A 21,606-nucleotide genomic window follows, 5' to 3' on the forward strand; every position below is an offset into this window, starting at 1 on the left:
CCACCTCCCGTGCCTAGCGAAGCGCTCAGCGCTGGCGCACCGGGCCCTCCACTGCGCACCACCATACTCCACTTCTCCCCACCGTCAACTGATTCCCAGCCGCTTCATCACTAGATCGTCGCGCGTTAGTGCAGGTCAGAGCCATGCGGTCGGGTGGGGGGCGGTGGGGCGCGGCCCAACCCTCATGGGCGTGTCGAGGGTTTGAATGACCATGGAATTAGCGGATCAAGCGCTTCACGAAGCGCCGCGTGGTGGAAAGTGGAGCGCGTCGCGGGGGCCACTGTCACGGGATTCGCACCCGTATGGCACAAGAACCGCACCTGGGGGCAGGTTCTCTGGAATATCGGTAAAAGTCGCCCAAGAACCCCCAGCGTCGTAGGGTCGTACACACACAATGGAAAAGGAATGGCATGGCTCCCGCAATGACACCCTGGCACGCGGGACTGCCGTAGCACTTCTCATGGAGGCCTGGTGGCAGTAACCCATGACGTCCCTAGCCGGCTCGACGAGCTGGTCTCCACCGCGCACCGGATTCGGCAGGCGATCGAGTCGGTGATCGAGGGCAAAGGGGACGCCGTCCGCCTCACCCTGACTGTCCTGCTGGCCGAGGGTCATCTGCTGATCGAGGACGTGCCGGGGGTCGGCAAGACCATGCTGGCCAAGGCGCTGGCCAGGTCCATCGACTGTCCGGTCAGGCGCATCCAGTTCACGCCGGACCTGCTGCCCAGCGACATCACCGGTGTGAGCGCCTACAACCAGCAGACCCGGGAGTTCGAGTTCAAGCCGGGGCCGGTGTTCGCCAACATCGTGGTGGGCGACGAGATCAACCGGGCCTCGCCCAAGACGCAGTCGGCGCTGCTGGAGTGCATGGAGGAGCGCCAGGTCACGGTCGACGGAGTGACCTACCCGCTCGACGCGCCCTTCATGGTGATCGCCACGCAGAACCCGATCGAGATGGAGGGCACCTATCCCCTCCCGGAGGCGCAGCGCGACCGTTTCACCGCGCGGGTCGCGATGGGCTACCCGGAGCCGTCGGCCGAGCTGGAGATGCTCGACGTGCACGGCGGCACCCCGCCGCTGGACAAGCTGCAGCCGGTCGCGACGACCGCCGAGGTGCGCGCGCTGATCGAGGCGGTACGTGGCGTGTACGTCTCGCAACCGGTCAAGAAGTACGCCATCGACCTCGCGGTCGCCACCCGCCACTCCCCCGACCTGCGGCTGGGCGCCTCGCCGCGCTCGACGCTGCAGCTGGTCAGGGCGGCCAGGGCGAACGCGGCGCTGTCCGGGCGCGACTACGTCATCCCCGACGACCTGCAGGAGCTGGCCGTGCCGGTGCTCGCGCACCGGCTGCTGCCCAGCGTCGAGGCCCAGGGCCAGCGCCGCCTGCCCGAGCAGGTGGTGACGGAGCTGGTCAGGCGCGTGCCCGTACCGGAGACGCGAGCGTCGTGAGGGACGGACTGCGGGCGCTGACTTCACGGGGACGCTCGTTCCTGGCCTCCGGGGTGGCCGCGATGTTGATGGCCTTCCTCCTGGGCGAGAACGATCTGTTCAGGATCGGGGTCCTGGTGACGGCGCTGCCGCTGCTGGCCGCGATGGTGGTGGCGCGTACCCGCTACCGGCTGAGCTGCGCGCGGCGCCTCGACCCGGCCAGGGCGGAGGTGGGCGGTGAGGCGACCGTGACGCTGCGCCTGGAGAACGTCACCCGGCTGCCCACCGGGCTGCTGCTCATCGAGGACACCGTGCCGTACGCGCTGGGCGTGCGGCCCCGGTTCGTGCTGGACCGGGTGGAGTCGCGCGGGATCCGGGAGATCGACTATCGGGTCCGCTCCGACCTGCGGGGCCGCTACACGATCGGCCCGCTGTCGGTGCGCATCACCGACCCGTTCGGGCTGGTGGAACTCACCCGGGGGTTCACGATCAGCGACACGCTGGTGGTGACGCCGCAGGTGGTGGCGCTGCCCCACGTACGGCTGTCGGGTGAGTGGACCGGGGGCGGCGACAGCCGCACCAGGAGTGTGGCGGCGGCCGGCGACGACGACGTGGCGCCGCGCGAGTACCGGCAGGGCGACGACCTGCGGCGGGTGCACTGGCGCTCCACCGCCCGCCACGGCGAGCTGATGGTGCGGCGCGAGGAGCAGCAGTGGCAGAGCCGCGGCGCGTTGCTGCTCGACACACGCCGCTACGCCCACCGCGGCGAGGGCCCGCGCTCCTCCTTCGAGGTGGCCGTCTCGGCCGCGGCCTCGATCGGCGTGCATCTCGCCCATGAGGGCCTCGGGCTGCGGCTGGTGACCGACCAGGGCGCCGAGCACCTGACCGACACCGGGTTCAGCTGGTCGCTGCTCGACACCCTCGCGGTGGTACGGCACAGCCCCGCCCGCTCGCTGGAGCTGGGCGTGTCCGCGCTGCGTCAGGGTGGCGGCGACGGGCTGATCGTGGCCGTGCTCGGCTCGCTGGACCCGGAGGAGGCCAGGGAACTGGCCAGGCTCAGGCACAGCGGCATCACCGGCGTGGCCGTACTCCTCGACGTGGGCACGTGGGACGGCGGCGAGCCGGGCTCCACGGAGAACTACCAGGCGGTGCAGGCGGTCCTCACCGGTTACGGGTGGCGCATCGTACGGCTGCCCGCCGGCGTCCCGATCGCCTCGGTCTGGCAGGACGCCGCCAGCCGCGGCAGGTACGCGCTCAGCCCGGCGGGAGGTGCGGCATGAGGCTGTCGATCGCCTCCGCGGTGGCCACGTTCTGCGCGGCCATTCTGCTCTATCCGCTGTTCCAGGGCGGCTCCTGGTTCTGGGGGTCGCTGGGCGCGGTGCTCGCGGTGATGTGCGGTGGCCTGGTGAGCGGGCGGCTGTCACTGCCGGCGTGGGCGGCGGCACTGGTGAGCGTGGCCGCGCTGTGGATCTATCTGACCATGGCCTTCGCCTCCGACAAGGCGTGGGCCTGGGTGGTGCCGACCAAGGGGTCGGTGGTGGAGCTGGCCAAGCTGCTGGGCACCGGCTGGGCCGACATCCAGCGGTTCGCCGCGCCGGTGCCCGCCACCGAGGGCATCGTGCTGCTGACGACCGGCGGTGTGGGGCTCATCGCGCTCGTGGTGGACCTGTTCGCCGCCCGGTTGCGGCGGGCGGCGCTGGCGGGGCTGCCGATGCTGGCGCTGGCCACGGTGCCGGCCACGATCCTGCCGGATCCGATCAGCTGGCCGGCGTTCATCATCGCCGCCCTCGGCTTCACCGGCCTGCTGATCGCCGACGGCCGCGAACGCGTCGGCCACTGGGGACGCGCGGTGCTGGTCAGAAGGACCCGCGTCGCCACCTCACCGGTGCCGGGCGCCGAGCGCGAGACGGCCGACACGCGGGGGCTGCGCCTGTCGGGCAAGCGCATCGGATTCGCCGCGATCGCGCTGGCGGTACTGGTGCCCGCGGCGCTGCCGGCGATGGAGCCGGTGTCGTTCTTCACCTTCGGGGTGGGCGGAAACGGGTCGGGCAGGGGCAATTCGATCAGCATCCCGAACCCCATAGCCAACCTGAAGGGCCAGCTGGAGCTGCCGGAGCGACGCGTCGTCCTGTCCTACACCAACACCGATGACAAGCCCCGCTACCTGCGGATCTACTCGCTCGACACCTTCGACGGCGAGCAGTTCGGCATGACGGAGCCGAAGGGCTCGCCGGACAACAGGACGGAGAACGGCCCGCTGCCCACTCCGCCCGGCCTGTCACCGGCGACCAAGGTCTCGAACGTGACGACCAAGATCCAGCTCAGTGACGAGATCGAGCGGCTGTCGTTCCTGCCCCTGCCGTACCCGGCGCGGCAGATCAACGTCGACGGCGACTGGCGCGCGGACGTCAGCACCCTGATGGTCTTCTCCACCAGGGACGAGGCCGCCGGACTCGGCTACGAGGTCTTCAGCACCGAGCCCGCGGTGACCGGCGACCTGCTCGACGCGCTGCCGCAGGCCAGGGCCTCGGCGAGCGATCCGCGTTACCTCAAGCTGCCGGACAACCTGCCCACGGAGATCAGAAACCTGGCGGCCAGGGTTACGGCCGACGCCCGGACGAGCTACGAGGCCGCGGTGAAGATCCAGGAGTTCTTCACCAAGACCGGTGACTTCACCTACAGCCTCAAGACGCAGGGCAGCGGCAACTCCGCGCTGAAGGACTTCCTGCTGAACAGCAGGGCGGGTTACTGCGAGCAGTTCGCCACGTCGATGGCGGTGCTGGCCAGGCTGGTGGGCATCCCCGCCAGGGTGGCGATCGGCTACACGGGCGGCACGAAGGTCGGCGACAGGTGGACGGTCGGCACGAACGACTCCCACTCGTGGCCGGAGCTGTACTTCGACGGCGTGGGCTGGCTGCCGTTCGAGCCCACTCCGACGGGCTCGCTCGGCCAGGGCAGCGCCCGGGTGCCCGCCTACACGCAGCCGCTCCCCCGTTCCACGAGTGACGGCTCGACGCCGACGCCCGGGGCGACCAGCACGGCCGACGACTCGCCGCTCGGCCCGCAGAACCGGGACAACCCCCGCGCGCTCGACCGCGAGGCCACCATCGCCGACAGCGGACTGCCGGTGGACGACTCGATGCCGCTGATCGGCAAGATCGGCATCGGCGCGGGCGTACTCCTGCTCATCCTGCTGATCCCGGCCGGGATACGGCTGATCACCAGGAGCAGGCGGGTCCGCGCGCTGGGCTGGAAGGTGTCCGAGCCGTCGGACGAGGTGACGGCCAGGGTCGTGGCGGGCAGCCACCCGGCGGTGGCGGCCGCCTGGGCGGAGCTGGACGACGTGCTGTTCGACTACGGAATGGCCCGCGAGCCCAGCGAGACGCCAAGGGCGCTGGCGCGGCGGCTGACCGAGCGCTATGAGTTCGGGGCCGAGCCGGCCGCGTCCGTCGCGACGATCGCCTCGGCGGTCGAGCGGGCGCTGTTCGCGCGGGACGCCGGCGAGATCGCGCCGATGAAGAAGGACCTTCGCGAGGTACGGCGGGCGCTGGCGGCCACGGTGTCGCGCCGGAGGCGGGTGCGGGCCCTGCTGCTGCCCCCGTCGACGCTGCGGCGGCTGCGTCAGATGGGCGAGGGAGTGCTCGACGGCTTCGACCGGCTGGAGAACATCAGGTGGCGGCGGACGGCGGCCCAGAAGGGCTCGTGACCGTCCGAATCGACCGTGCGGTCGTCCCCTTCCGGGGGCGGCCGCACGGTCGTCTGGAGGTCGTCCGGCGCTCAGCGCTCGTCGTTACGACGGCGCCAGCGCTCTTCCATACGCTCCATGAAGCTGCCTCGATTGCCCCGGCGGGCCTGCTTGCCCGAAACGGGCGCGCCGGAGGCGGGTGCGGCGTCGCCGAACCCGTTCATGCGTTTCCAGCTGGACAGACCCCACAGACACGCGGCGAGCATGACCACGAAACCGCCGACGCCGAGGGGAATCATATTGATCACTACGCCGACCATCAGCAGGACGACGCCAAGCGCAAAGCCGATGGAGGCCTTGATGAGGCGACGTTTGTAATGGCTGCGCGGGTCACTGATCCTTACGGTGTTGGCCCACTTCGGGTCCTCGGCGTAGAGGGCCTGCTCGATCTGGTCGAGCAAGCGCTGCTCGTGCTCAGAGAGCGGCACGGCGCCTCCCAAGGACGGCCCCAGGTTGGGGAAGACGGCAACGGACGACACGGGGTGTCCGAACCTCGCGGTCGGTTATCCCCAGGATACGAGGCTGGAGACGTAGGCGAAAGCGAACGCCCAACGCAGACCAAACCGGAGGTGACGTCATGACTCCATTGTGGGTCATCCAGCGCCCCTCCCCAGAAATCGTGACATCGACGTCATGCCTCCATTTCATCAAGTCTGTCGCGTACAAGCGACGCCGGGAGCACCGCATCGGGACCAAATCTCCGAATTGCTCGATCCATCGCCTGTTCGGCCTCCCGCCAGCCGGTCTCCCGCTCCCCCAGACCGAGCTGGCGGGAGGATGAATCGGCGGGGCGCAGGTTTTCCATCCTGACACCGACCAGGCGCAGCCGCACCCGCTCGAGCCCGGCCGCCGCGAAGAGCTCGCAGGCGGTCGCGTAAATCTCCTGGGCCACGTCGGTCGGCTCTCTGAGGGTCTTGGACCGGTTGATCGTGGAGAAGTCGGCTCGGCGCAGCTTCACGCTCACAGTCCTGCCCACGTGACCGGCCTTACGCATCCGGGAGGCCACTCGCTCGGACAGACGCAGCAGCTCGCGTTTGATCACTTCGGGATCGTCGATGTCGGCCGCGAAGGTCTCCTCGTTGCCGATGCTCTTGTCGGGCACGTGCGCGGTCACCGGGCGCTCGTCGCGCCCCCACGCCAGCGCGGCCAGATGGCCCCCCACGGCCTGGCCCAGCTCACGCCGCAGGGTGTTGACGGGAACCTTGGCCAGATCGCCGACCGTGCGGATGCCGAGACGCGTCAGGGACTGCTCCGTGCGCTCACCAACGCCCCACAGGGCCGAGACGGGCAGCGGGTGGAGGAAATCCACCACCTCGCCCTCGGGCACCACCAGAAGGCCGTCTGGCTTGCACTGCTTCGAGGCGAGTTTCGCCACGAACTTGCTGCTCGCCACCCCCACCGAGCAGGTGATGCCATAGCGCTCCAGCACCTGGGCCCTGATCATCGCGGCGATCACGGCGGGCGAGCCCAGCCTGCGCCGGGCGCCGCCGACGTCGAGGAACGCCTCGTCGGAGGCGATCGGCTCGACCATCGGGGTGATCGCGTGGAAGACCTCCATGACGCCTTTGGAGACCTCGGAGTATTTGCCGTGGCTGGGCGGGATGATCGTGGCCTGGGGGCACATCCGGCGGGCCCTGCTCATCGGCATCGCCGAGTGCACGCCGTAAGCCCTGGCCTCGTAGGTGGCGCTGAGCACCACGCCGCGCCCGGCCGGCGAGCCGACGATCACCGGGCGCCCTCGCAGCTCCGGGCGCTCGAGCAGCTCGACGCTGGCGAAGAAGGCGTCCATGTCGACGTGCAGGATCGGGCAGCCGCCGTCATCGGCCCCGGTCTGTGGAGCGGGGCCGATGCCCGTGATCTGCTTGCGAGACACGCCACCATTCTATCCGAACACGTGTTCCATGGTTGGGACAGGTCAGCCGCGATGGCCCAGGACGTGGAGCTGCGTGGCGATGTCACGCAGCACGGGATGGACGGCAGCGGCCTGTTCGAGCGCCACGAGGGCCTCGGCGGCGCCCGGCTCGCCGTCGACCAGCCTGCTGGGCACCAGGTCGGCGAACACGCGCACGCCGTGCACCTCCCCGACCGTGAACCCGGTCGCGGCCAGCAACTGGGCGAGCGTCTCCGCGGTGTAGCGGCGCGGGGTGGGGTCGCGGTCGCCCCAGCTGCCCCTCGGGTCGCTCAGCACGGCCCTGGCCTCGTCGAACTGGCCGGCGAGCGCCCGGTGGATGGCGCTGGACACCGGGTTGGCGGCCAGCACGCTGACCGCGCCGCCCGCGCGCAGCACTCCGGCGACGGCCGTGAGGGCGCTGATCGGGTCTTCGACGTATTCGAGCACGCTGTGGCAGAGGACCAGGTCGGCGCTGTCGTGCTCGAGCAGGTCGCCCAGGTCGGCGGCGTCACCCTGCAGGGCGCGCACGCCCACGCCCTTCTCCTTGGCCCTGCGCTCCAGCGCGGCCAGCGAGTCGGGACTCGGGTCGACCACGGTGACCGTGTGGCCCAGCTCGGCCAGCGGCACCGCGAACCCGCCGGTGCCACCGCCGGCGTCGACGATGTCGAGACCGTCGCGCCCCGTGGCGGCCGCCCGCTCGGCCAGCACCGCCCGCAGCGCCGCCCAGACGACGGCGGTCCGCACCGCCGGAGTCCTCGTCACGCCCGCGGTACGCCCTTCAGAACGCAACCTCGGCTCGCCTCCCTCTGCTCCACGAACCCATGCCGCCCGACCCTGCCCCTAAAGCTCTGGTCCCATAAAGCTCTGGTCCCATAAAGCTCCGGTCCCACAAAGCTCCGTCCCATAAAGCTCCGCCCCAGCCTACGCGGTATAAGAGATCGCCCGCTCCGCCTCCTCGCTTCCAGGATCGTCGAAGCGCGCCCGCGGGTGCCGCTCGATGCGATGGACTTGCGGCGACGATCTACACACCGAGGGACATATGAGTATTTTTCGGCATATTTCGCTGGCAGTTGTGGCGCTGGGGCTCCTGCCGTCCGTACCGGCTCAGGCCGAGACGGCGGGCGAGGTCTACGGCGCGTACTCGCGCATGATGTCGCGCAGCGCCGGCCAGTTCTGGGCCGACGGCAGGGCCGCCGGGCAGTGGGCCTGGAAGCCGCTGTCGGACACGACGTCGGAGATCAGCTGGGGCGATCCCGCCAAGTGGCCGCCGAGCTACGCGGAGAAGTTCGTCCACGACGGCGACTGGGTCATGCTCGACGGCTGGCGCGACAACGGCACCTACTATCGCGTGCGGATCACCAAGGAGCAGATCGGTGACGCCACGTGCGAGAACCTGCGTACGCTGGCCACCAGCGGCCGGCAGCACTACGTGAAGTGGGAGATCCCCGGCCAGGCGTACTGCCTCAAGGCCTGGGGCACCATCACCGAGGAGTCCTCGGGCAAGGTCGTCGACTTCGGCCACACGCAGATCTGGTCGCCGCCCGCGCCCTGTACCAACGCGAAGTACGGCCGGAAGACCTGCGTCAAGCAGTGGGAGTCCTGGTGGGACAACCAGGGCGCGCCCGGCAAGCCGATCACCAGGAAGCTGGAGCGCGACCAGTTCATCGCCCGGGGCATCGGCATGGCCTTCGCCATCCAGCAGTATTTCCCCAAGGCGTGGCGGGCCGAGGCGCACTCCGACTGGACCTGGTAGGACCTTGGTGCCCCGCCGGCTGGGATGGGCCGGCGGGGCTTTTTGTGGGGCGTCGGCGCCCATGGCCAGCGCTGTCTTCCTGACGCGGGACGGGACCGGGGCGGGTGGGCTCCTGATCGAGCCGCACGGTCAACCATGCGCCCGGCGGGCGTCGAACGGTTGACCGTGCGGCATACACGTCCCTCGCCTAGCGCAAGCCGTGCAGGCCGCGCGTGTGGAACGTACCTCGCGAATATGGACGGACTGCGGATCAGAGGTAGGGGTTTCTCCTACCCGGAGGGGCCGGTATCCGCCGCGGGTAGAACCCGATACACCCGAAGAGGCTGTCTAAAGAGTGATACTTGGCTTGAGCTGCTTGAAGCGGGCCAGCAGCCCGTTCACGAACTGGGGCGACTCATCCGTCGACAGCTCGCCCGCCAGGTGCACCCACTCGCTGATGACCACGCCCTCGGGGACGCCGGGCATCCACAGGAGCTCGTAGGTGCCGCCCCGCAGCAGGTTGCGATCGACGGCGGGCATGCGGTCGAGGGTCCAGCCCTCGGAGTAGGTGGTGATCAGCTCGTCGATGCGGACCTGGTGACGGGCCACGCCCTCGACGATGGTCGAGGTGTATTCGTTGACCGGGGGATCCTGCCGTTCGACCCGCTCGGCGAGGATCCGTAGCGGATCCTCGCCGCGCAGTTCGGACTCGAAGAGGATGTCGAGCGCACGCCTGCGTGCTTTGCCTCGCGCCGACACCTCAGGCCCGGCCGAGGTATTCGCCGCTGCGGGTGTCGACCTTGATCTTCTCGCCGGTGGTGATGAAGAGCGGGACCTTGACCTCGGCGCCGGTCTCCAGCGTGGCCGGCTTGGTGCCGCCGGTGGAGCGGTCGCCCTGCAGGCCGGGCTCGGTGTTGGAGATGATCAGCTCGACCGCCGCGGGCAGGTCGATGTAGAGCGCGGAGCCCTCGTTGAAGGCGATCGTGGCCAGGGTGTTCTCGAGCATGTAGTTGGCGGCGGTGCCGACCGTGCCGGAGGGCACGTTGACCATGTCGTAGGTCTCGGTGTCCATGAAGACGAAGTCGTCGCCGTCCTTGTAGGAATATTGCATCTCGCGCTTGTCGACGTTGGCCACGTCGACCTTCACACCGGCGTTGAAGGTCTTGTCGACGACCTTGCCCGAGAGCACGTTCTTGAGTTTGGTGCGGACGAACGCGCCGCCCTTGCCCGGCTTGACGTGCTGGAACTCCACAACGGCCCACAGCTCACCGCCGTCGAGCTTCAACACCATGCCGTTCTTGAGGTCGTTGGTCGTCGCCACTCGTATTCTCCCGCGTGTGGCCGCTCAAAGGACGAGCAGCTCCTTGGTCGTCTTCGTGAGGAGTTCCGGCCCGCCCGTGCGTGTCACAAGGGTGTCCTCGATGCGAACACCGCCCCGGCCCGGGAGATAGATCCCCGGCTCGACGGTGACAGGAACTCGATCCTCGAGTCTACCGGTCCGCGACGGACCCAGGAACGGGTCCTCGTGGATCTCCAGCCCGACGCCGTGACCGAGCCCGTGCCTGAAGTGGCCGCCATGACCCGCCGCCTCGATGACCGAGCGGGCGGCCGCGTCCACTTCCTTGGCCGTCGCGCCCGGCGCCAGCGCCTGTCTGCCCGCGCGCTGCGCCTCGGCGACCAGGTCGTAGATCTCCCGCTGCCAGGCGGCCGGGCCGCCCAGGGCGACCGTACGCGTCATGTCGGCGTGGTAGCCCTGGTAACAGGCGCCGAAGTCGACGGTGACCAGGTCGCCCGTGCGCAGTTCCCTGCCGGTGGGCGCGTGGTGCGGGATGGCGCCGTTCTCGCCCGCCGCGACGATGGTGGCGAAGGCCGGTCCGTCGGCACCCAGCTCGATCATGCGGGCCTCGAGCAGCCGGGCGACGTCGCGTTCGGTGACGCCCGGGCCGACGTTGCCCATCACGTCGGCGAGCGCCTGGTCGCTGATCGCGCAGGCCGTACGGAGGAGTTCGAGCTCGTCGTCGTCCTTGACCGCCCGCAGCACCTCCACGAGCGGCTCCAGCGGCACGGGCCCGCTCTCCAGCAGGCTGCTCAGCCGGTTGAACGTCGCCACGCTCATGCTCGCCGCCTCGATCCCGATTCCGGGCGCGGCCAGCCGGGCCGCCACGTCGGACGCCTCGACGGCCGCCACGTCCAGCCCGCGCGTCTTCTCGATGTAGCGGTTGTCGGTCACCAGCAGCGCGGAGCCGTCGGTCTTGACGAGCACCGCGGCGTTCGAGCTCTCCAGCCCGGTGAGGTAGCGCACGTTGACGCCCGAGGTGACGAGGATCGCGTCCACCTCGCGCGCGGGGAGCATTTCCGCGACCCGCGCCCGGCGTTCCGGATAATTGACGGTCATTTCGTCAATGTACGTGTATTAACCCTCGCGCCACTATTGACCTCCCCTGTCACACGCGAATACCGTGCCGAACGCTGTTCACATAATTCCATGGAGCGCCCCATGATGAGGTACGCCTTAGCTGTCGCCTTGACCGTTCTGACCATGGGGAGTGTCCCGGCCGCGGCCACGCCGCCACCACCCGGCCATATCCGGGTCGATCAAGTGGGCTTCGCGCCCACGGAGTCCAAGCACGCCTTCCTGATGACCCGCGGGCGTTCTGCGGGCGCGCGCTTCAGCGTCGTCCGCGATGACGGGCGCGAGGTGCTCAAGGGTAGGGCGGGCCGCGACCTGGGCTCGTGGAACGGCACGTACGGGCACGTGTACGGCCTGGACCTCACCTCGCTGAAGGACCCGGGCCGCTACCGGATCAAGTCGGGCACCATCACCTCCCCCGCCTTCCAGATCGCCCCCGCCTCGCCCGCCTCGAAGATCCTCACCTTCTTGGAGGGGCAGCGGGACGGCGGCCGCAGGCACGCCAACGACAAAGCCGCCTCGGTCTACGACTGGCCCGTGTTCACCGGGCCGGACACCGACGAGATCAAGGGCGGGTTGCGGAAAATCGGCGGGCCGGTGAACGTCGAGGGTGGCTGGTTCGACGCGGGCGACTATCTCAAGTTCACCCACATCCTGGCTTATGTCGACACGCTGCTCTGGGCCTCGGCTCGGGACGGCGGACCCGACCAGCGTCTCAATCGCGAAGCCACCCACGGCATGAAATATCTGGACAAAATGTGGGACGGCGCTTCCAAGACCCTCTACATCCAGGTCGGCATCGGCGCGGGCGACAAGGCGGCCACCTACGTCGGCGACCACGACGTCTGGCGGCTGCCCGAGTCCGACGACTCCGCCAAGCAGCGCTTCCTGCGCCACCGGCCGGTCTTCCGCGCGGCCGCCCCCGGCAAGCCGATCAGCCCCAACCTGGCCGGCCGTACCGCGGCGGCCTTCGCGCTGGCCGCGCAGCTGGAGCCCTCCCGGGAGCGGGCGACGGCGCTGCTGGGCAAGGCGGCGGCGGTGTACGCGATGGCCAGGACGGAGAAGGTGGGGCAGCTCGTCACGTCGCTGCCGCACGCCTTCTACCCAGAGAGCGCCTGGCGCGACGACATGGAGCTGGGCGGCGCCGAGCTGGCGCTGGCGGCGCTGCGGCTCGGCGACGACCGGGCCGTGGGCTGGCTGGAGCAGGCGGCGCGCTGGGCCGGCCAGTACCTGGAGCACGAGGCCGGTGACGACACCTTCAACCTGTACGACGTGAGCGCGCTCGCCCACACCGACCTGGTCAAGGCGATCCGGCAGGCGGACGCGTCCAGCCCGGTGCGGGCCGACCAGGTGATGGGCCCGGACGGGCAGCCGGCGCTGATCGGCTCGGCGGATCAGCAGAAGATCTCCGACGGGCTGGCGATCTCCGAACAGCAGCTGGTGGACGATCTGCGGGCCCAGCTGGAGATCGGTTCCGCGCGGGCGGCGAAGGATCCGTTCCGCGCGGGGGCCGCCTACGCCGAGTTCGACGCGGTGCCGCACGCGTTCGGCCTGGCGGCGACGTCGCGGCTGTACGCGTCGGTGAGCGGGGACCGGACCTACGACGCCTTCGGGACGCGGCAGCGCGGCTGGGTGTTCGGCGCCAACGCCTGGGGCGTGTCGTTCGTCGCCGGGGCGGGCGAGAACGCGATCCGGTGCCCGCACTACCAGATCTCCGACATCACCCGGAAGCCCGCCACGGGAGCCGTGGTGAACGGGCCGAACGACGCGTCACTGTTCCACGACGGGCTGGGCGGCCACCTGGAAGGGATGGTGCCCTGCCCGTCGGACGGCGTGGACCGCTACGCGCCGTTCACCGGGCGGGGCAGCCGGTTCGTGGACGATGTGCGCTCCTGGCAGGCGTCGGAACCGGCGGACGACTTCGCGGCCATCGGCGTCTACGCGCTTTCGCTGATGTCGCACTAGGCGGTTACCGAAGTCCGCCCGCCAGACCGGGTGCCGGGGTCAGGGCTTCCAGTTGTCGAGGAAGTCGTTGAGGGGTCCGGAGGTGGGTACGTCGCCCTTCTCCTGGGCCTTGCGCAGGTCGCGCATGATGCCCGTGACCTGGTGAAGCACCGAGTCGTCGTGCTTGTCCAGGAACTTCCGGCCAGCCTTCCTGATCTTCTCGTGGGCCTTTTTTGCGGCGCGGGGCTCGATGTCGCCGATGGTCTCCTGAGCCGTCACCGACTTGTCGAACTCACTCAGCCACTTCTCCCACCCCCCGATCGGGACGCTGTTGGACAGCGTTCCCTTGGGGTTCGGGGTAGAGCCCGGATCGGTCGGGAGGGGCGCGATGGACGTGGACGGCTCGGGGGTCTCCGTCGGCGTCGGCTCCGGAGCCGACGTGGTGGTGATGGGCGTCACCGAGGGCGTCGGCCCGGCCTCGGGTTTCCCGCGTGAGCCCGCCCACAGGATCAGGCCCACGGTGACGACCGCGATCACGGCCAAGGCCGCGCCCAGCTGCACGAACAGGCGGCGGTTCGACGGTGGCGGGGGTGGCGGCGCGTCATAGATCGCCGTGTCCCCCTTGCGCGGGCCACCGCTGTCGTGAAACGCCCCGGCGGGCATGGCGTGAGTGTCACCGGCACCCGCCCGGGCCGCATCCACCCCACGCCCGGCCGCAGGCCCACCCGCGCCCGGCTGGGCGAAGATCTGGCCGGTCTGGGGAACGCCGCCCGGGTGGGATGTGGCCTGACCGGGCTGCGGCGCACCGCCCTGGTATGGCCCCGCCTGACCACCCTGGGATGCGCCGCCCTGATAGGGACCGGCCTGACCGCCCTGAGGTGCCATGGGGGACGTGGCTTGGCTGGGCTGCGGCCCCGTGGCCGGGCCGGGCGGGGTACGGGGTGGGCGGGCGATGGCGGCCAGCGCACGACGTACCGTCTCACCGCCGGCCGGGCGCGCGGCGGGGTCCTTGGCGAGCATGGCCAGCACCAGCCGGTCCAGCTCGCCCGGTACCTCCGCCCGGTGGCGGCTCGGCGGCTCGGGCTCGGCGTGCAGGTGCCGGTCGCCGACCTCGTCCGGCGAGCCTTCGAACGGCGGGCGCCCGCACAGCACCTCGTAACAGACGCACCCCAGCGCGTAGAGGTCGGCGGCGGCCTGCCCGCCGCGTCCGTCGATCACCTCGGGCGCCCGATACAGGACGCCGTCGTCCGAGAACGCCTGGTCGGCCAGCCCGAACCCCACGACCTTCAGCACCCCGCTCCCGGCCCGCCGGAAGCTGTCGGGCCCGATCTGGCCGTGCACCACCCCGGCCCGGTGCGCCGCCTCCAGTCCCGCGGCCGCCTGCCCGATGAGGTCACATGCCTCCACGATCGGCAGCGGCCCCCCTCCTGCCACCTCCTCACCGAGGCTCTCCCCCGTGAGGAACTCCATCACCAGGAACGGCGCCCCCTCGTGGTCGCCCACGTCGAGCACCATGGCCACGTTCGGATGGATCACCCGGGCCACGGCCTGGGCATGCTGCCGGAGCACCTCGGGCGTGGCCGCGCCGGTGTCCAGCACCTTCACGGCCACGGTCCAGTCGGCGCGCTGGTCGTAAGCGCGCCACACCTCGCCCGTCGGCCCGCTGCCGATGAGCTCATCAAGCCGATACCGGCCGGCGACCAGGGACGGCGTCGCGTCGGACATTATTTCCGCCAATAACTACAGAAACGGCAATTTCCGCCCCACACTAGGCCCCCACGGGCCTCAGCCGCCCCACAACACGGCCCGAAGGGATCAGGTTCCGGCACAGTGGGCGCCGGGACTCAGTCGCCGTCCCCTGTCAACCCACCGGTTCGCGAAGGCGTCTCACAACACGGGGCCGGTGCGCCCATGGCGATCGAAGGACGGTGGTGCGCAGATTCCAGGACGTTCGCCTTACGGCATTTGACGCGCCCGCGCTTCACGCCCGGGGCGCATCGTCCTCGGGCCAGTCCTCGGCGTAGATCAGCGCGAGCTCCTGCCACACCTCTTCAACCGGCCGTCCCTGCACCCGTGCGAGGTGCCGTACGAGCAGGAGGATGAGATGCAGGGACGCCATCGCGGCGACCTCCCGTGGCACCTCGTTGATGACTCTGCTGATCACTTGCAGGCCGACGGGGTCGCTCGTGTCGCCGCTCTCCCGTGCTTCCAGAGCGACGGTGACCATCGCCAGCACGGCGTTCATGTGCTCTTTGAGGAAAGCGCCCCGCTGAGGGCTGCCTGTCATGACTCATGCACCTTCCGGCATGGAGGGATTGGCGCCCTGGGGGCACCCGAACCAGCATGCCGTCTCAGCCGGTGCGATGCGCATCGATTCGCCCAGGAGACCGCTTACCGTCACGGGCAGTCTTTCTCACCCCACACCGCCACGCCAACTGCCGTAGGCCCGGATTCGGTGACGCGCCGACGAACGACGCCTCCGAAGCCGGCGACGCCCGGCCTCCCGGAGAAGAGCGGGGCGCATTGTGTCCGGGGCAGAATTCGAACCTGGAACGCCGACCGTAAGCGGGTGCGCGCCGAAGGCGAGGAAGGCAGTCCGAGCGAAGCGAGGCCCATTTGTGGCTGGACGCGCGAAAAGGCCCTCCGGGATGATCCTGGAGGGCCTTTTGCCTTGGTAGCGGGGGCAGGATTTGAACCTACGACCTCTGGGTTATGAGCCCAGCGAGCTACCGAACTGCTCCACCCCGCGTCGCAAGAGAAAGACTATCGCGTCCTGGGAGTGCTTCGGCCACCCATGAGGAATCAGGCGGCGATTTCCTTGATTCGCTCGATCAGCTTCACCCGGTCCTCGTGCGTCGCCCCGAACGGCGCGATGTTGAGCGTCGTCACCCCGGACTCCTTCATCGCCGCCACCCGGTCCCGGACGAACCCGTCGCTCCCGATGAGCGACATGCTCTCCAGCAGCTCGTGCGGCACCAGCGCCGCCGCCTCCTCCTTCTTCCCGTCGAGGTACAGCTCCTGGATCGCCTCGGCCTCCTTCTCATAGCCGTAGCGCCGCGCGAGGTCGTTGTAGAAGTTGCGGCCCTTGGCGCCCATCCCGCCGATGTACAGCGCCGCCATCGGCCGCCCGAACTCCAGCAGCCCCGCCACGTCGTCGCCGATCGCCAGCGACGCCTGCGCGATCACGTCCAGCTCGCCGAGCTCCTCCTGCCGCTTGGCCCGCCCGGCGGCCAGCGACGGGCCCCACACGTCGGCGGCCTTCTCGGGTACGTAGAAGATCGGCTCCCAGCCCTCGGCGAGCTCCGCGGCCAGCTCGACGTTCTTGGGGCCGATGGCCGCGACCACGATCGGGATGCGGGGGCGTACCGGGTGGTTGATGAGCTTCAGCGGCTTGCCGAGCCCGGTCCCCTGGCCGGGCGGCAGCGGCAGCGTGTAGTGCTTGCCCTCGTACTCCAGCCGCTCGCGCCGCCACACCTGGCGGCAGATCTCGATGATCTCCCGCGTACGGCCCAGCGGCGCGGTGTACGGCACGCCGTGGAAGCCCTCGATCACCTGCGGCCCCGAGGCGCCGAGACCCAGGGTGAAGCGCCCGTCGGAGACGTAGTCCAGGCCCACGGCGGTCATCGCCAGCAGCGCCGGGGTGCGTGAGTAGATCGGCAGGATCCCGGAGGCGATCTCCAGCCGCTCGGTCTTGGCCGCGATGTAGCCCATCTGGCTGACGGCGTCGAAGCTGTAGGCCTCGGCGACGAAGACGATGTCGAGACCCGCCTTCTCGTAGTCGGCCAACTCGGCGACCGACTCCTTGAAGCCGCCCGAGTAGTTCAGTGCCATACCGATGCGCATGCCGGGCTCCCGATGAACCGAATGATGTTCCGTTGCGACGGCAACAGGTTAGCGCGCCGCGTGTCCGTCAGCGAGCGGCTAGCCTGGGTCGAATGCTGAAGCGCGTCGTCATCGCCGTGTCCGCCGTGCTCGCCGTGGGACTGGCGGGGCATCAGCTGATCCCGGTGCTTGGCGGGTTCACCCCGGTGATGGAGAGCCTGCTGCCCTGGTTCGGCCTGATCGTGCCGATGCTGGTCGTGGCGGCCGTCGTGGCACGCTCCAAGCTGGCCACGGCCGCGGCGCTGGTGCCCGGCGTGGTGTGGGCGTCCATGTTCGGCTCCACGCTGATGCGCACCCCGCCCGGCGGCCAGAGCGACCTGGCGGTCGGCACGGTCAACGTGGGCGTCACCAACAGCGCCTCGGGCGAGGCGGTGCGCCGCATCGCCGAAGACCTCGACCTGCTGGCGGCCCAGGAGCTGACCAGCGGCGGCCCGGCCGCCAAGCAGCTCAACAAGATGTTCAAGTACCACTATCCGGTGAGCACGGTCGGCCTGTGGAGCCGCTACCCGATCACCGAGACCAAACCGCTCGACGTCGGCATGGGCTGGCCACGCGCCCTGCGGGCCGTGGTGGCCACGCCCAAGGGCAAGGTCACCGTGTACGTCATGCACCTGGCCTCCGCCCGCCCCGGCCACACCGCCTCGCGCGATGAGTCCCTGGCCTCTGCCCGCAAGCTCATCGACGCCGACCCGAGCAAGCGGATCCTGCTGCTCGGCGACCTCAACACCGCCACCACCGATCGGGGCATGCAGGGGCTCACCCCGCCGCTGACCGACGCGCAGCTCGCGGCGGGCGACGGCTTCGGGTTCACCTGGCCGTCGGAGTTCCCGATCACCAGGCCGGACCACATCCTGTTCAAGGGGATGACGGCGACCAAGGCGGGGGTGGCCCCGGCGACGGGCAGCGACCACCGGGCCGCGGTCGCGTCACTGCGCCTCTAGCGCGCTACGTCTCCCGCGCCTTGAGCGCGCCAGGTCTCCAGCCCGCTACGTCTCCAGCAGCGACAGGTCCTCGGGGGTGTCGATGTCGGCCGGGTCGCCCAGGCCGTCGCACGGCACCTCGGTGACCAGTTCGGGATGCGCCTTCAGGAACGGTCTCGCCCCCACGTCGCCCACGGCCAGCGCGGCGACGCCGGCGAAGTGGCGGCGGGCGATCAGCACGGGGTTGCGGCGCCGGCCGCCGTAGGTCGCCACGGCCACCTCGGCACCGGCGTCGACGAGGGCGCGTACCGCCGCGGGCCCGATGAACGGCTGGTCCACCAGCGCGATGACCACCGACTCGGCCTCCTCGGGCAGCGCGGCCAGCCCCACCCTCAGGGACGAGCCCATGCCCGTCGCCCAGTCCGGGTTGCGCACGGTCACCGCCCCGCGCACCTGTACGGTCGCCGCCCCGAGCACGACCACCACCGGATGGCAGCCGCCGTCCTCCAGCAGCCGCACCCCCCGGTCCACGAGCCGTTCGCCCTCGTACTCGACCAGCGCCTTCGGCGTGCCCAGCCGGGCGCCCTGTCCGGCGGCGAGCAGCAGCCCGGCCACCCGGGAGCCTTTCACGGCGTCTCCTGGTGGATGCGCCCCTCGGTGTGGGTCAGCGGCCGTCCCGAACCGCCCCAGCGCAGCTGGATCAGCTCGGCGGCGATCGACACCGCCGTCTCCTCAGGGGTCCGGGCGCCCAGGTCAAGGCCGATGGGCGACCTCAGCCGGGCCAGCTCGTCCTCGGTCAGGCCCGCCTCGCGCAGCCGGGCCAGCCGGTCGTCGTGGGTGCGGCGCGAGCCCATGGCGCCGACATAGCCCGCGCCGGTGCGCAGCGCCACCTCCAGCAGCGGCACGTCGAACTTGGGGTCGTGGGTGAGCACGCAGATGACCGTACGCTCGTCCACCTGCACCGAGGCCAGGTAGTCGTGCGGCCACTTGACCACCACCTCGTCCGCGTCCGGGAAGCGCTTGGGGGTGGCGAAGACGGGCCGCGCGTCGCAGACGGTCACGTGATAGCCGAGGAACTTGCCCACCCGCGCCACCGCCGCGGCGAAGTCGATCGCGCCGAACACCAGCATCCGCGGCGGCGGCGCGAACGACTGCACGAACACCGCCAGGTCGTCCAGCCGCCGCTCGCCCTGCCCGCCGTAGTGCCGGATGCCCGTCGCGCCCTGGGCCAGCATGCCGCGGGCGTCGTCGTCGACGGCCTCGTCGAGGCGGTCCAGGCCGAGCGTGCCCGAGGAGCGGTCCGGCCAGATGACGCGCCGGGCGCCCATCCGCCCGGGGCCGGAGACGATCGTGGCGACCGCCACGGGCTCGTGCGCGTTCACGGACGCCGCGATGTCGCCCAGCTCGGGAAACGTCTCGATCGAGATGGGTTCGACGAGGATGTCGATGATGCCGCCGCAGGTCAGCCCGACGGCGAACGCGTCGTCGTCGCTCACGCCGTACCTCTGCAGGATGGGTGTGTCGATCTCGGTGGCCAGCTCGAACACCGCGCCCTCGACGCACCCGCCGGACACGCTGCCGACCACCTCGTCGCCGCGCACCGCCATGGCCGCGCCCGGCGCGCGGGGCGCGCTGCTGAACGTGCTCACCACCGTGGCGAGTCCGAACCTGAGCCCCGACCTCCACCAGCGGGTGATCTCCGGGAGCACGTCACGCATGGGCGAGCCTCTCACTGAGTTCTTCGAAGGCGGCCAGGCTGTGGCCGGCCACCAGATCGTCCAGGTACGGCAGAGCGGCCCGCATACCGCCGGTCAGCGGCTGGTAGTCGGCGTAGCCCTTGTGTGGGTTGACCCAGATGACCCGGTACGCCTGCCTGGCCAGCCGGGCCATCTGTGTGCCGAGGAGTTCAGGGTCGCCCCGTTCCCAGCCGTCCGAGGCGATCACCGCGATCGCCCCTCTCGCGCTGGCGCGGCTGAGGTACTCCCTGAGCTCCTCGCCCAGCCTGGTCCCGCCGCTCCAGTCGGGCACGGCCTTGGACACCTCGTTCAGCGCCGTGCCGGGGTCGCGGTGGCGCAGTTCGGCGGTGATCGGGGTGAGCCTGGTGCCGATCGAGTAGACCCTGGTGGCCCGCGGCTCGCTCCTGACCAGGGCGTGCGCGAAGCGCAGCAGCGTCTCGGCGTACGGGGCCATGGAGCCGCTGACGTCCACGAGCAGCACGACGCGGCGCGGCCTGGTGGTGTGCCGCCGGCGCCGCAACCGCGCGACCTCGCCCTTCCTGAGCGCGTCGCGGATCGTCCGCCGCTGGTCCAGAACGCCCCGGTGCGCGGCCTCGAACCGCCGCGAGCGCCGCTGCGCGCGCCGGCCGCGCAGCATCGACAGCAGCCGGTGCACCTCGGCCCGCTCCGCCTCGGTCAGCCGGGCCACGTCCCGGTTGCGCAGGATCTCGGTACGGCTGGCGGTGCCGGGTACGGCCTCGGCCTCGCCCTCCTGCTCGTCCTGTTCGGGGGCGGCGGTGTGCCGGGTGACGGTCGTGGTGCTGGTACGGCTGGTCTTGGCGCTCCGGCCACCGAAGTAGGCGGCGAAGCAGCGGTCGTACCTGGGCAGGTCGTCGGGTGTGGCGCAGAGCGTGAAACGGCCGGCCCAGTAGACCTCGTCCGGCGCGGTCACGTCGAGGTGGTCGAGGGCCAGCAGCAGGTTGCGGGTGCGCTCGTGGTCGGCGGCGACGCCGGCGGCGCGCAGCGTCCTGGCGAAACCCGTCATGGTGGCCGTCAGCTCACGCATGGAGGAGCCCGTTGCCCAGGACGTTCTCGATGTCCTCGCGGTACTTCAGCGCGGCGCCCAGCGTGGCCGCCGCGCGGCCGGGGTCGAGCTCCTTGGCGCCCAGCGTGAGCAGCGCCTCGGTCCAGTCGAGGGTCTCGGCGACGCCCGGCGGCTTGACCAGCCCGGCCTGCCGCAGCCGCGCCGCCGCCCGCGCCACCTGTACGGCCAGCGTCTCGGTGCAGTCGGGCAGGCGGCGCAGCAGGATCGCCACCTCCCTGTCGAAGTCCGGGTGCTCCAGCCAGTGGTAGAGACAGCGGCGCTTGAGCGCGTCGTGCACCTCACGAGTCCGGTTGGAGGTGACGACCACGACCGGCGGCGTCTTGGCACTGACCGTGCCCAGCTCGGGGATGGAGATCGTGAAGTCCGACAGCACTTCCAGCAGGAACGCCTCGAACTCGTCGTCGGCCCGGTCGATCTCGTCCACGAGCAGCACGCTGGGCTGCGTCTCGACGGCCTTGAGCAGCGGCCTGGCGATCAGGAACCGGCGGTCGTAGATCTCGCCTTCGAGGCGGCCCACGTCAGTGATCCCGGCGGCCTCGGCGGCCTTGAGATGGAGCAGCTGGCGGGCGAAGTCCCAGTCGTACAGCGCCTGAGCGGCATCGAGCCCCTCGTAGCACTGCAGCCGGATCAGGGGCGCCTCCAGCAGCGCGGCCAGGGTCTTGGCCAGCTCGGTCTTGCCCACCCCCGCCTCTCCTTCGAGGAAGAGCGGCCGGCCCATCCTGAGCGCCAGGAACGCGGCCGTGGCCAGTCCCTCGTCGGCCAGGTAGGCGTGCCGGTCGAGCAGCTCGATGAGCTTGTCCGGAGACTGGATGTCCATTGCCGTGATTGTCCGCC

Annotated in this window: 19 protein-coding genes and 1 tRNA gene; 6 read left to right on the top strand and 14 right to left on the bottom strand. The window is 70.5% G+C overall.

The genetic code is table 11. The features are described 5' to 3' along the window. Positions 1 to 471: 471 nt before the first annotated feature. Genes AB0H88_RS01065 through AB0H88_RS01075 form a run of 3 tightly spaced genes read left to right on the top strand, consistent with a single transcriptional unit; the run spans position 472 to position 5,134 of the window. Complete coding sequence (locus AB0H88_RS01065; protein WP_357639605.1) at positions 472 to 1,449, top strand: MoxR family ATPase; 978 nt, start codon at positions 472 to 474, stop codon at positions 1,447 to 1,449. Further along, the gene (locus AB0H88_RS01070; RefSeq protein ID WP_357639608.1) at positions 1,446 to 2,708 is read left to right on the top strand and encodes a DUF58 domain-containing protein; all 1,263 of its coding nucleotides are present in this window, start codon (positions 1,446 to 1,448) and stop codon (positions 2,706 to 2,708) included. The genes AB0H88_RS01065 and AB0H88_RS01070 overlap by 4 nt, the downstream gene beginning before the upstream one ends. Beyond that, a complete protein-coding gene (locus tag AB0H88_RS01075; protein WP_357639611.1) occupies positions 2,705 to 5,134 on the top strand; it encodes a DUF3488 and transglutaminase-like domain-containing protein in 2,430 nt (809 codons plus the stop codon). The genes AB0H88_RS01070 and AB0H88_RS01075 overlap by 4 nt, the downstream gene beginning before the upstream one ends. A 71-nt stretch (positions 5,135 to 5,205) precedes the next feature. Here the strand turns inward: AB0H88_RS01075 and AB0H88_RS01080 are convergent, their stop codons facing one another. The 3 genes from AB0H88_RS01080 to AB0H88_RS01090 form a co-directional block, all read right to left on the bottom strand. Further along, positions 5,206 to 5,601: a DUF3040 domain-containing protein gene (locus AB0H88_RS01080; protein ID WP_357639614.1), complete on the bottom strand. Its 396-nt coding sequence runs from the start codon at positions 5,599 to 5,601 to the stop codon at positions 5,206 to 5,208. Positions 5,602 to 5,804: 203 nt separating this feature from the next. Beyond that, on the bottom strand, positions 5,805 to 7,046 hold the full coding sequence (dinB, locus tag AB0H88_RS01085; RefSeq protein ID WP_357639617.1) for a DNA polymerase IV: 1,242 nt from the start codon (positions 7,044 to 7,046) through the stop codon (positions 5,805 to 5,807). Positions 7,047 to 7,088: 42 nt separating this feature from the next. Beyond that, positions 7,089 to 7,808 carry a methyltransferase domain-containing protein gene (locus AB0H88_RS01090; RefSeq protein ID WP_357639620.1) on the bottom strand — a complete coding sequence of 240 codons (720 nt, stop codon included), beginning with the start codon at positions 7,806 to 7,808 and terminating at the stop codon, positions 7,089 to 7,091. A 295-nt stretch (positions 7,809 to 8,103) separates the two neighbouring features. Here AB0H88_RS01090 and AB0H88_RS01095 point away from each other — a divergent pair, with 295 nt between their 5' ends. After that, positions 8,104 to 8,817 (top strand): hypothetical protein, encoded by a 714-nt coding sequence (locus tag AB0H88_RS01095; protein ID WP_357639622.1) that lies wholly within the window; start codon positions 8,104 to 8,106, stop codon positions 8,815 to 8,817. A gap of 327 nt (positions 8,818 to 9,144) precedes the next feature. Here AB0H88_RS01095 and nusB read toward each other — a convergent pair whose 3' ends face one another. From nusB to AB0H88_RS01110, 3 genes are read right to left on the bottom strand one after another with little or no spacing between them, the layout of a single operon-like run. Beyond that, positions 9,145 to 9,555, bottom strand: coding sequence for a transcription antitermination factor NusB (gene nusB, locus AB0H88_RS01100; protein WP_357639625.1), 411 nt, complete (start codon positions 9,553 to 9,555; stop codon positions 9,145 to 9,147). Position 9,556: 1 nt separating this feature from the next. Continuing rightward, complete coding sequence (gene efp, locus AB0H88_RS01105; RefSeq protein WP_357639628.1) at positions 9,557 to 10,117, bottom strand: elongation factor P; 561 nt, start codon at positions 10,115 to 10,117, stop codon at positions 9,557 to 9,559. A gap of 24 nt (positions 10,118 to 10,141) precedes the next feature. Then, positions 10,142 to 11,191 (bottom strand): Xaa-Pro peptidase family protein, encoded by a 1,050-nt coding sequence (locus AB0H88_RS01110; protein WP_357639630.1) that lies wholly within the window; start codon positions 11,189 to 11,191, stop codon positions 10,142 to 10,144. Between the two features lie 144 nt (positions 11,192 to 11,335). Between AB0H88_RS01110 and AB0H88_RS01115 the strand changes: the two genes are divergently transcribed. Continuing rightward, the gene (locus AB0H88_RS01115) at positions 11,336 to 13,171 is read left to right on the top strand and encodes a glycoside hydrolase family 9 protein (protein WP_357639633.1); all 1,836 of its coding nucleotides are present in this window, start codon (positions 11,336 to 11,338) and stop codon (positions 13,169 to 13,171) included. A 39-nt stretch (positions 13,172 to 13,210) separates the two neighbouring features. On the opposite strand, the gene AB0H88_RS01120 is transcribed toward AB0H88_RS01115, so the two are convergent. The 4 genes from AB0H88_RS01120 to AB0H88_RS01135 all read right to left on the bottom strand — a co-directional run bounded on the left by AB0H88_RS01120 (position 13,211) and on the right by AB0H88_RS01135 (position 16,993). Next, positions 13,211 to 14,875, bottom strand: a complete 1,665-nt coding sequence (locus tag AB0H88_RS01120) for a protein kinase (RefSeq protein WP_357639636.1) — start codon at positions 14,873 to 14,875, stop codon at positions 13,211 to 13,213. Between the two features lie 256 nt (positions 14,876 to 15,131). Next, positions 15,132 to 15,437, bottom strand: a complete 306-nt coding sequence (locus tag AB0H88_RS01125) for a hypothetical protein (RefSeq protein WP_357639637.1) — start codon at positions 15,435 to 15,437, stop codon at positions 15,132 to 15,134. Between the two features lie 385 nt (positions 15,438 to 15,822). After that, a tRNA-Met gene (locus AB0H88_RS01130) sits at positions 15,823 to 15,899 on the bottom strand. A 53-nt stretch (positions 15,900 to 15,952) separates the two neighbouring features. After that, positions 15,953 to 16,993: an LLM class F420-dependent oxidoreductase gene (locus AB0H88_RS01135; protein WP_357639640.1), complete on the bottom strand. Its 1,041-nt coding sequence runs from the start codon at positions 16,991 to 16,993 to the stop codon at positions 15,953 to 15,955. A 92-nt stretch (positions 16,994 to 17,085) separates the two neighbouring features. On the opposite strand from AB0H88_RS01135, the gene AB0H88_RS01140 reads away from it, so the two are divergent. Then, positions 17,086 to 17,973 carry an endonuclease/exonuclease/phosphatase family protein gene (locus tag AB0H88_RS01140; protein WP_357639643.1) on the top strand — a complete coding sequence of 296 codons (888 nt, stop codon included), beginning with the start codon at positions 17,086 to 17,088 and terminating at the stop codon, positions 17,971 to 17,973. A gap of 45 nt (positions 17,974 to 18,018) precedes the next feature. Here the strand turns inward: AB0H88_RS01140 and AB0H88_RS01145 are convergent, their stop codons facing one another. From AB0H88_RS01145 to AB0H88_RS01160, 4 genes are read right to left on the bottom strand one after another with little or no spacing between them, the layout of a single operon-like run. After that, the gene (locus tag AB0H88_RS01145; protein ID WP_357639645.1) at positions 18,019 to 18,582 is read right to left on the bottom strand and encodes a nucleotidyltransferase family protein; all 564 of its coding nucleotides are present in this window, start codon (positions 18,580 to 18,582) and stop codon (positions 18,019 to 18,021) included. Then, on the bottom strand, positions 18,579 to 19,670 hold the full coding sequence (locus AB0H88_RS01150) for an XdhC/CoxI family protein (protein ID WP_357639646.1): 1,092 nt from the start codon (positions 19,668 to 19,670) through the stop codon (positions 18,579 to 18,581). The genes AB0H88_RS01145 and AB0H88_RS01150 overlap by 4 nt, the downstream gene beginning before the upstream one ends. Then, positions 19,663 to 20,733, bottom strand: a complete 1,071-nt coding sequence (locus tag AB0H88_RS01155) for a VWA domain-containing protein (RefSeq protein WP_357639649.1) — start codon at positions 20,731 to 20,733, stop codon at positions 19,663 to 19,665. The genes AB0H88_RS01150 and AB0H88_RS01155 overlap by 8 nt, the downstream gene beginning before the upstream one ends. After that, positions 20,726 to 21,589, bottom strand: a complete 864-nt coding sequence (locus AB0H88_RS01160) for a MoxR family ATPase (protein ID WP_357639651.1) — start codon at positions 21,587 to 21,589, stop codon at positions 20,726 to 20,728. Before AB0H88_RS01160 ends, AB0H88_RS01155 begins: the two co-directional genes overlap by 8 nt. Positions 21,590 to 21,606: the final 17 nt, after the last annotated feature.

Origin of the sequence: Nonomuraea sp. NPDC050680 (genome assembly GCF_040654555.1) — a bacterium.
Taxonomy (GTDB): domain Bacteria; phylum Actinomycetota; class Actinomycetes; order Streptosporangiales; family Streptosporangiaceae; genus Nonomuraea.

What these genes read in the sequence shown, in the direction of transcription:
- AB0H88_RS01075 (WP_357639611.1), top strand. Translation starts at nt 2,705, where the DNA reads ATGAGGCTGTCGATCGCCTCCGCGGTGGCCACGTTCTGCGCGGCCATT.
- AB0H88_RS01095 (WP_357639622.1), top strand. Translation starts at nt 8,104, where the DNA reads ATGAGTATTTTTCGGCATATTTCGCTGGCAGTTGTGGCGCTGGGGCTC.
- AB0H88_RS01110 (WP_357639630.1), bottom strand. Translation starts at nt 11,191, where the DNA reads ATGACCGTCAATTATCCGGAACGCCGGGCGCGGGTCGCGGAAATGCTC.
- AB0H88_RS01115 (WP_357639633.1), top strand. Translation starts at nt 11,336, where the DNA reads ATGGGGAGTGTCCCGGCCGCGGCCACGCCGCCACCACCCGGCCATATC.
- AB0H88_RS01120 (WP_357639636.1), bottom strand. Translation starts at nt 14,875, where the DNA reads ATGTCCGACGCGACGCCGTCCCTGGTCGCCGGCCGGTATCGGCTTGAT.
- AB0H88_RS01125 (WP_357639637.1), bottom strand. Translation starts at nt 15,437, where the DNA reads ATGACAGGCAGCCCTCAGCGGGGCGCTTTCCTCAAAGAGCACATGAAC.
- AB0H88_RS01135 (WP_357639640.1), bottom strand. Translation starts at nt 16,993, where the DNA reads ATGCGCATCGGTATGGCACTGAACTACTCGGGCGGCTTCAAGGAGTCG.
- AB0H88_RS01140 (WP_357639643.1), top strand. Translation starts at nt 17,086, where the DNA reads ATGCTGAAGCGCGTCGTCATCGCCGTGTCCGCCGTGCTCGCCGTGGGA.
- AB0H88_RS01150 (WP_357639646.1), bottom strand. Translation starts at nt 19,670, where the DNA reads ATGCGTGACGTGCTCCCGGAGATCACCCGCTGGTGGAGGTCGGGGCTC.
- AB0H88_RS01155 (WP_357639649.1), bottom strand. Translation starts at nt 20,733, where the DNA reads ATGCGTGAGCTGACGGCCACCATGACGGGTTTCGCCAGGACGCTGCGC.
- AB0H88_RS01160 (WP_357639651.1), bottom strand. Translation starts at nt 21,589, where the DNA reads ATGGACATCCAGTCTCCGGACAAGCTCATCGAGCTGCTCGACCGGCAC.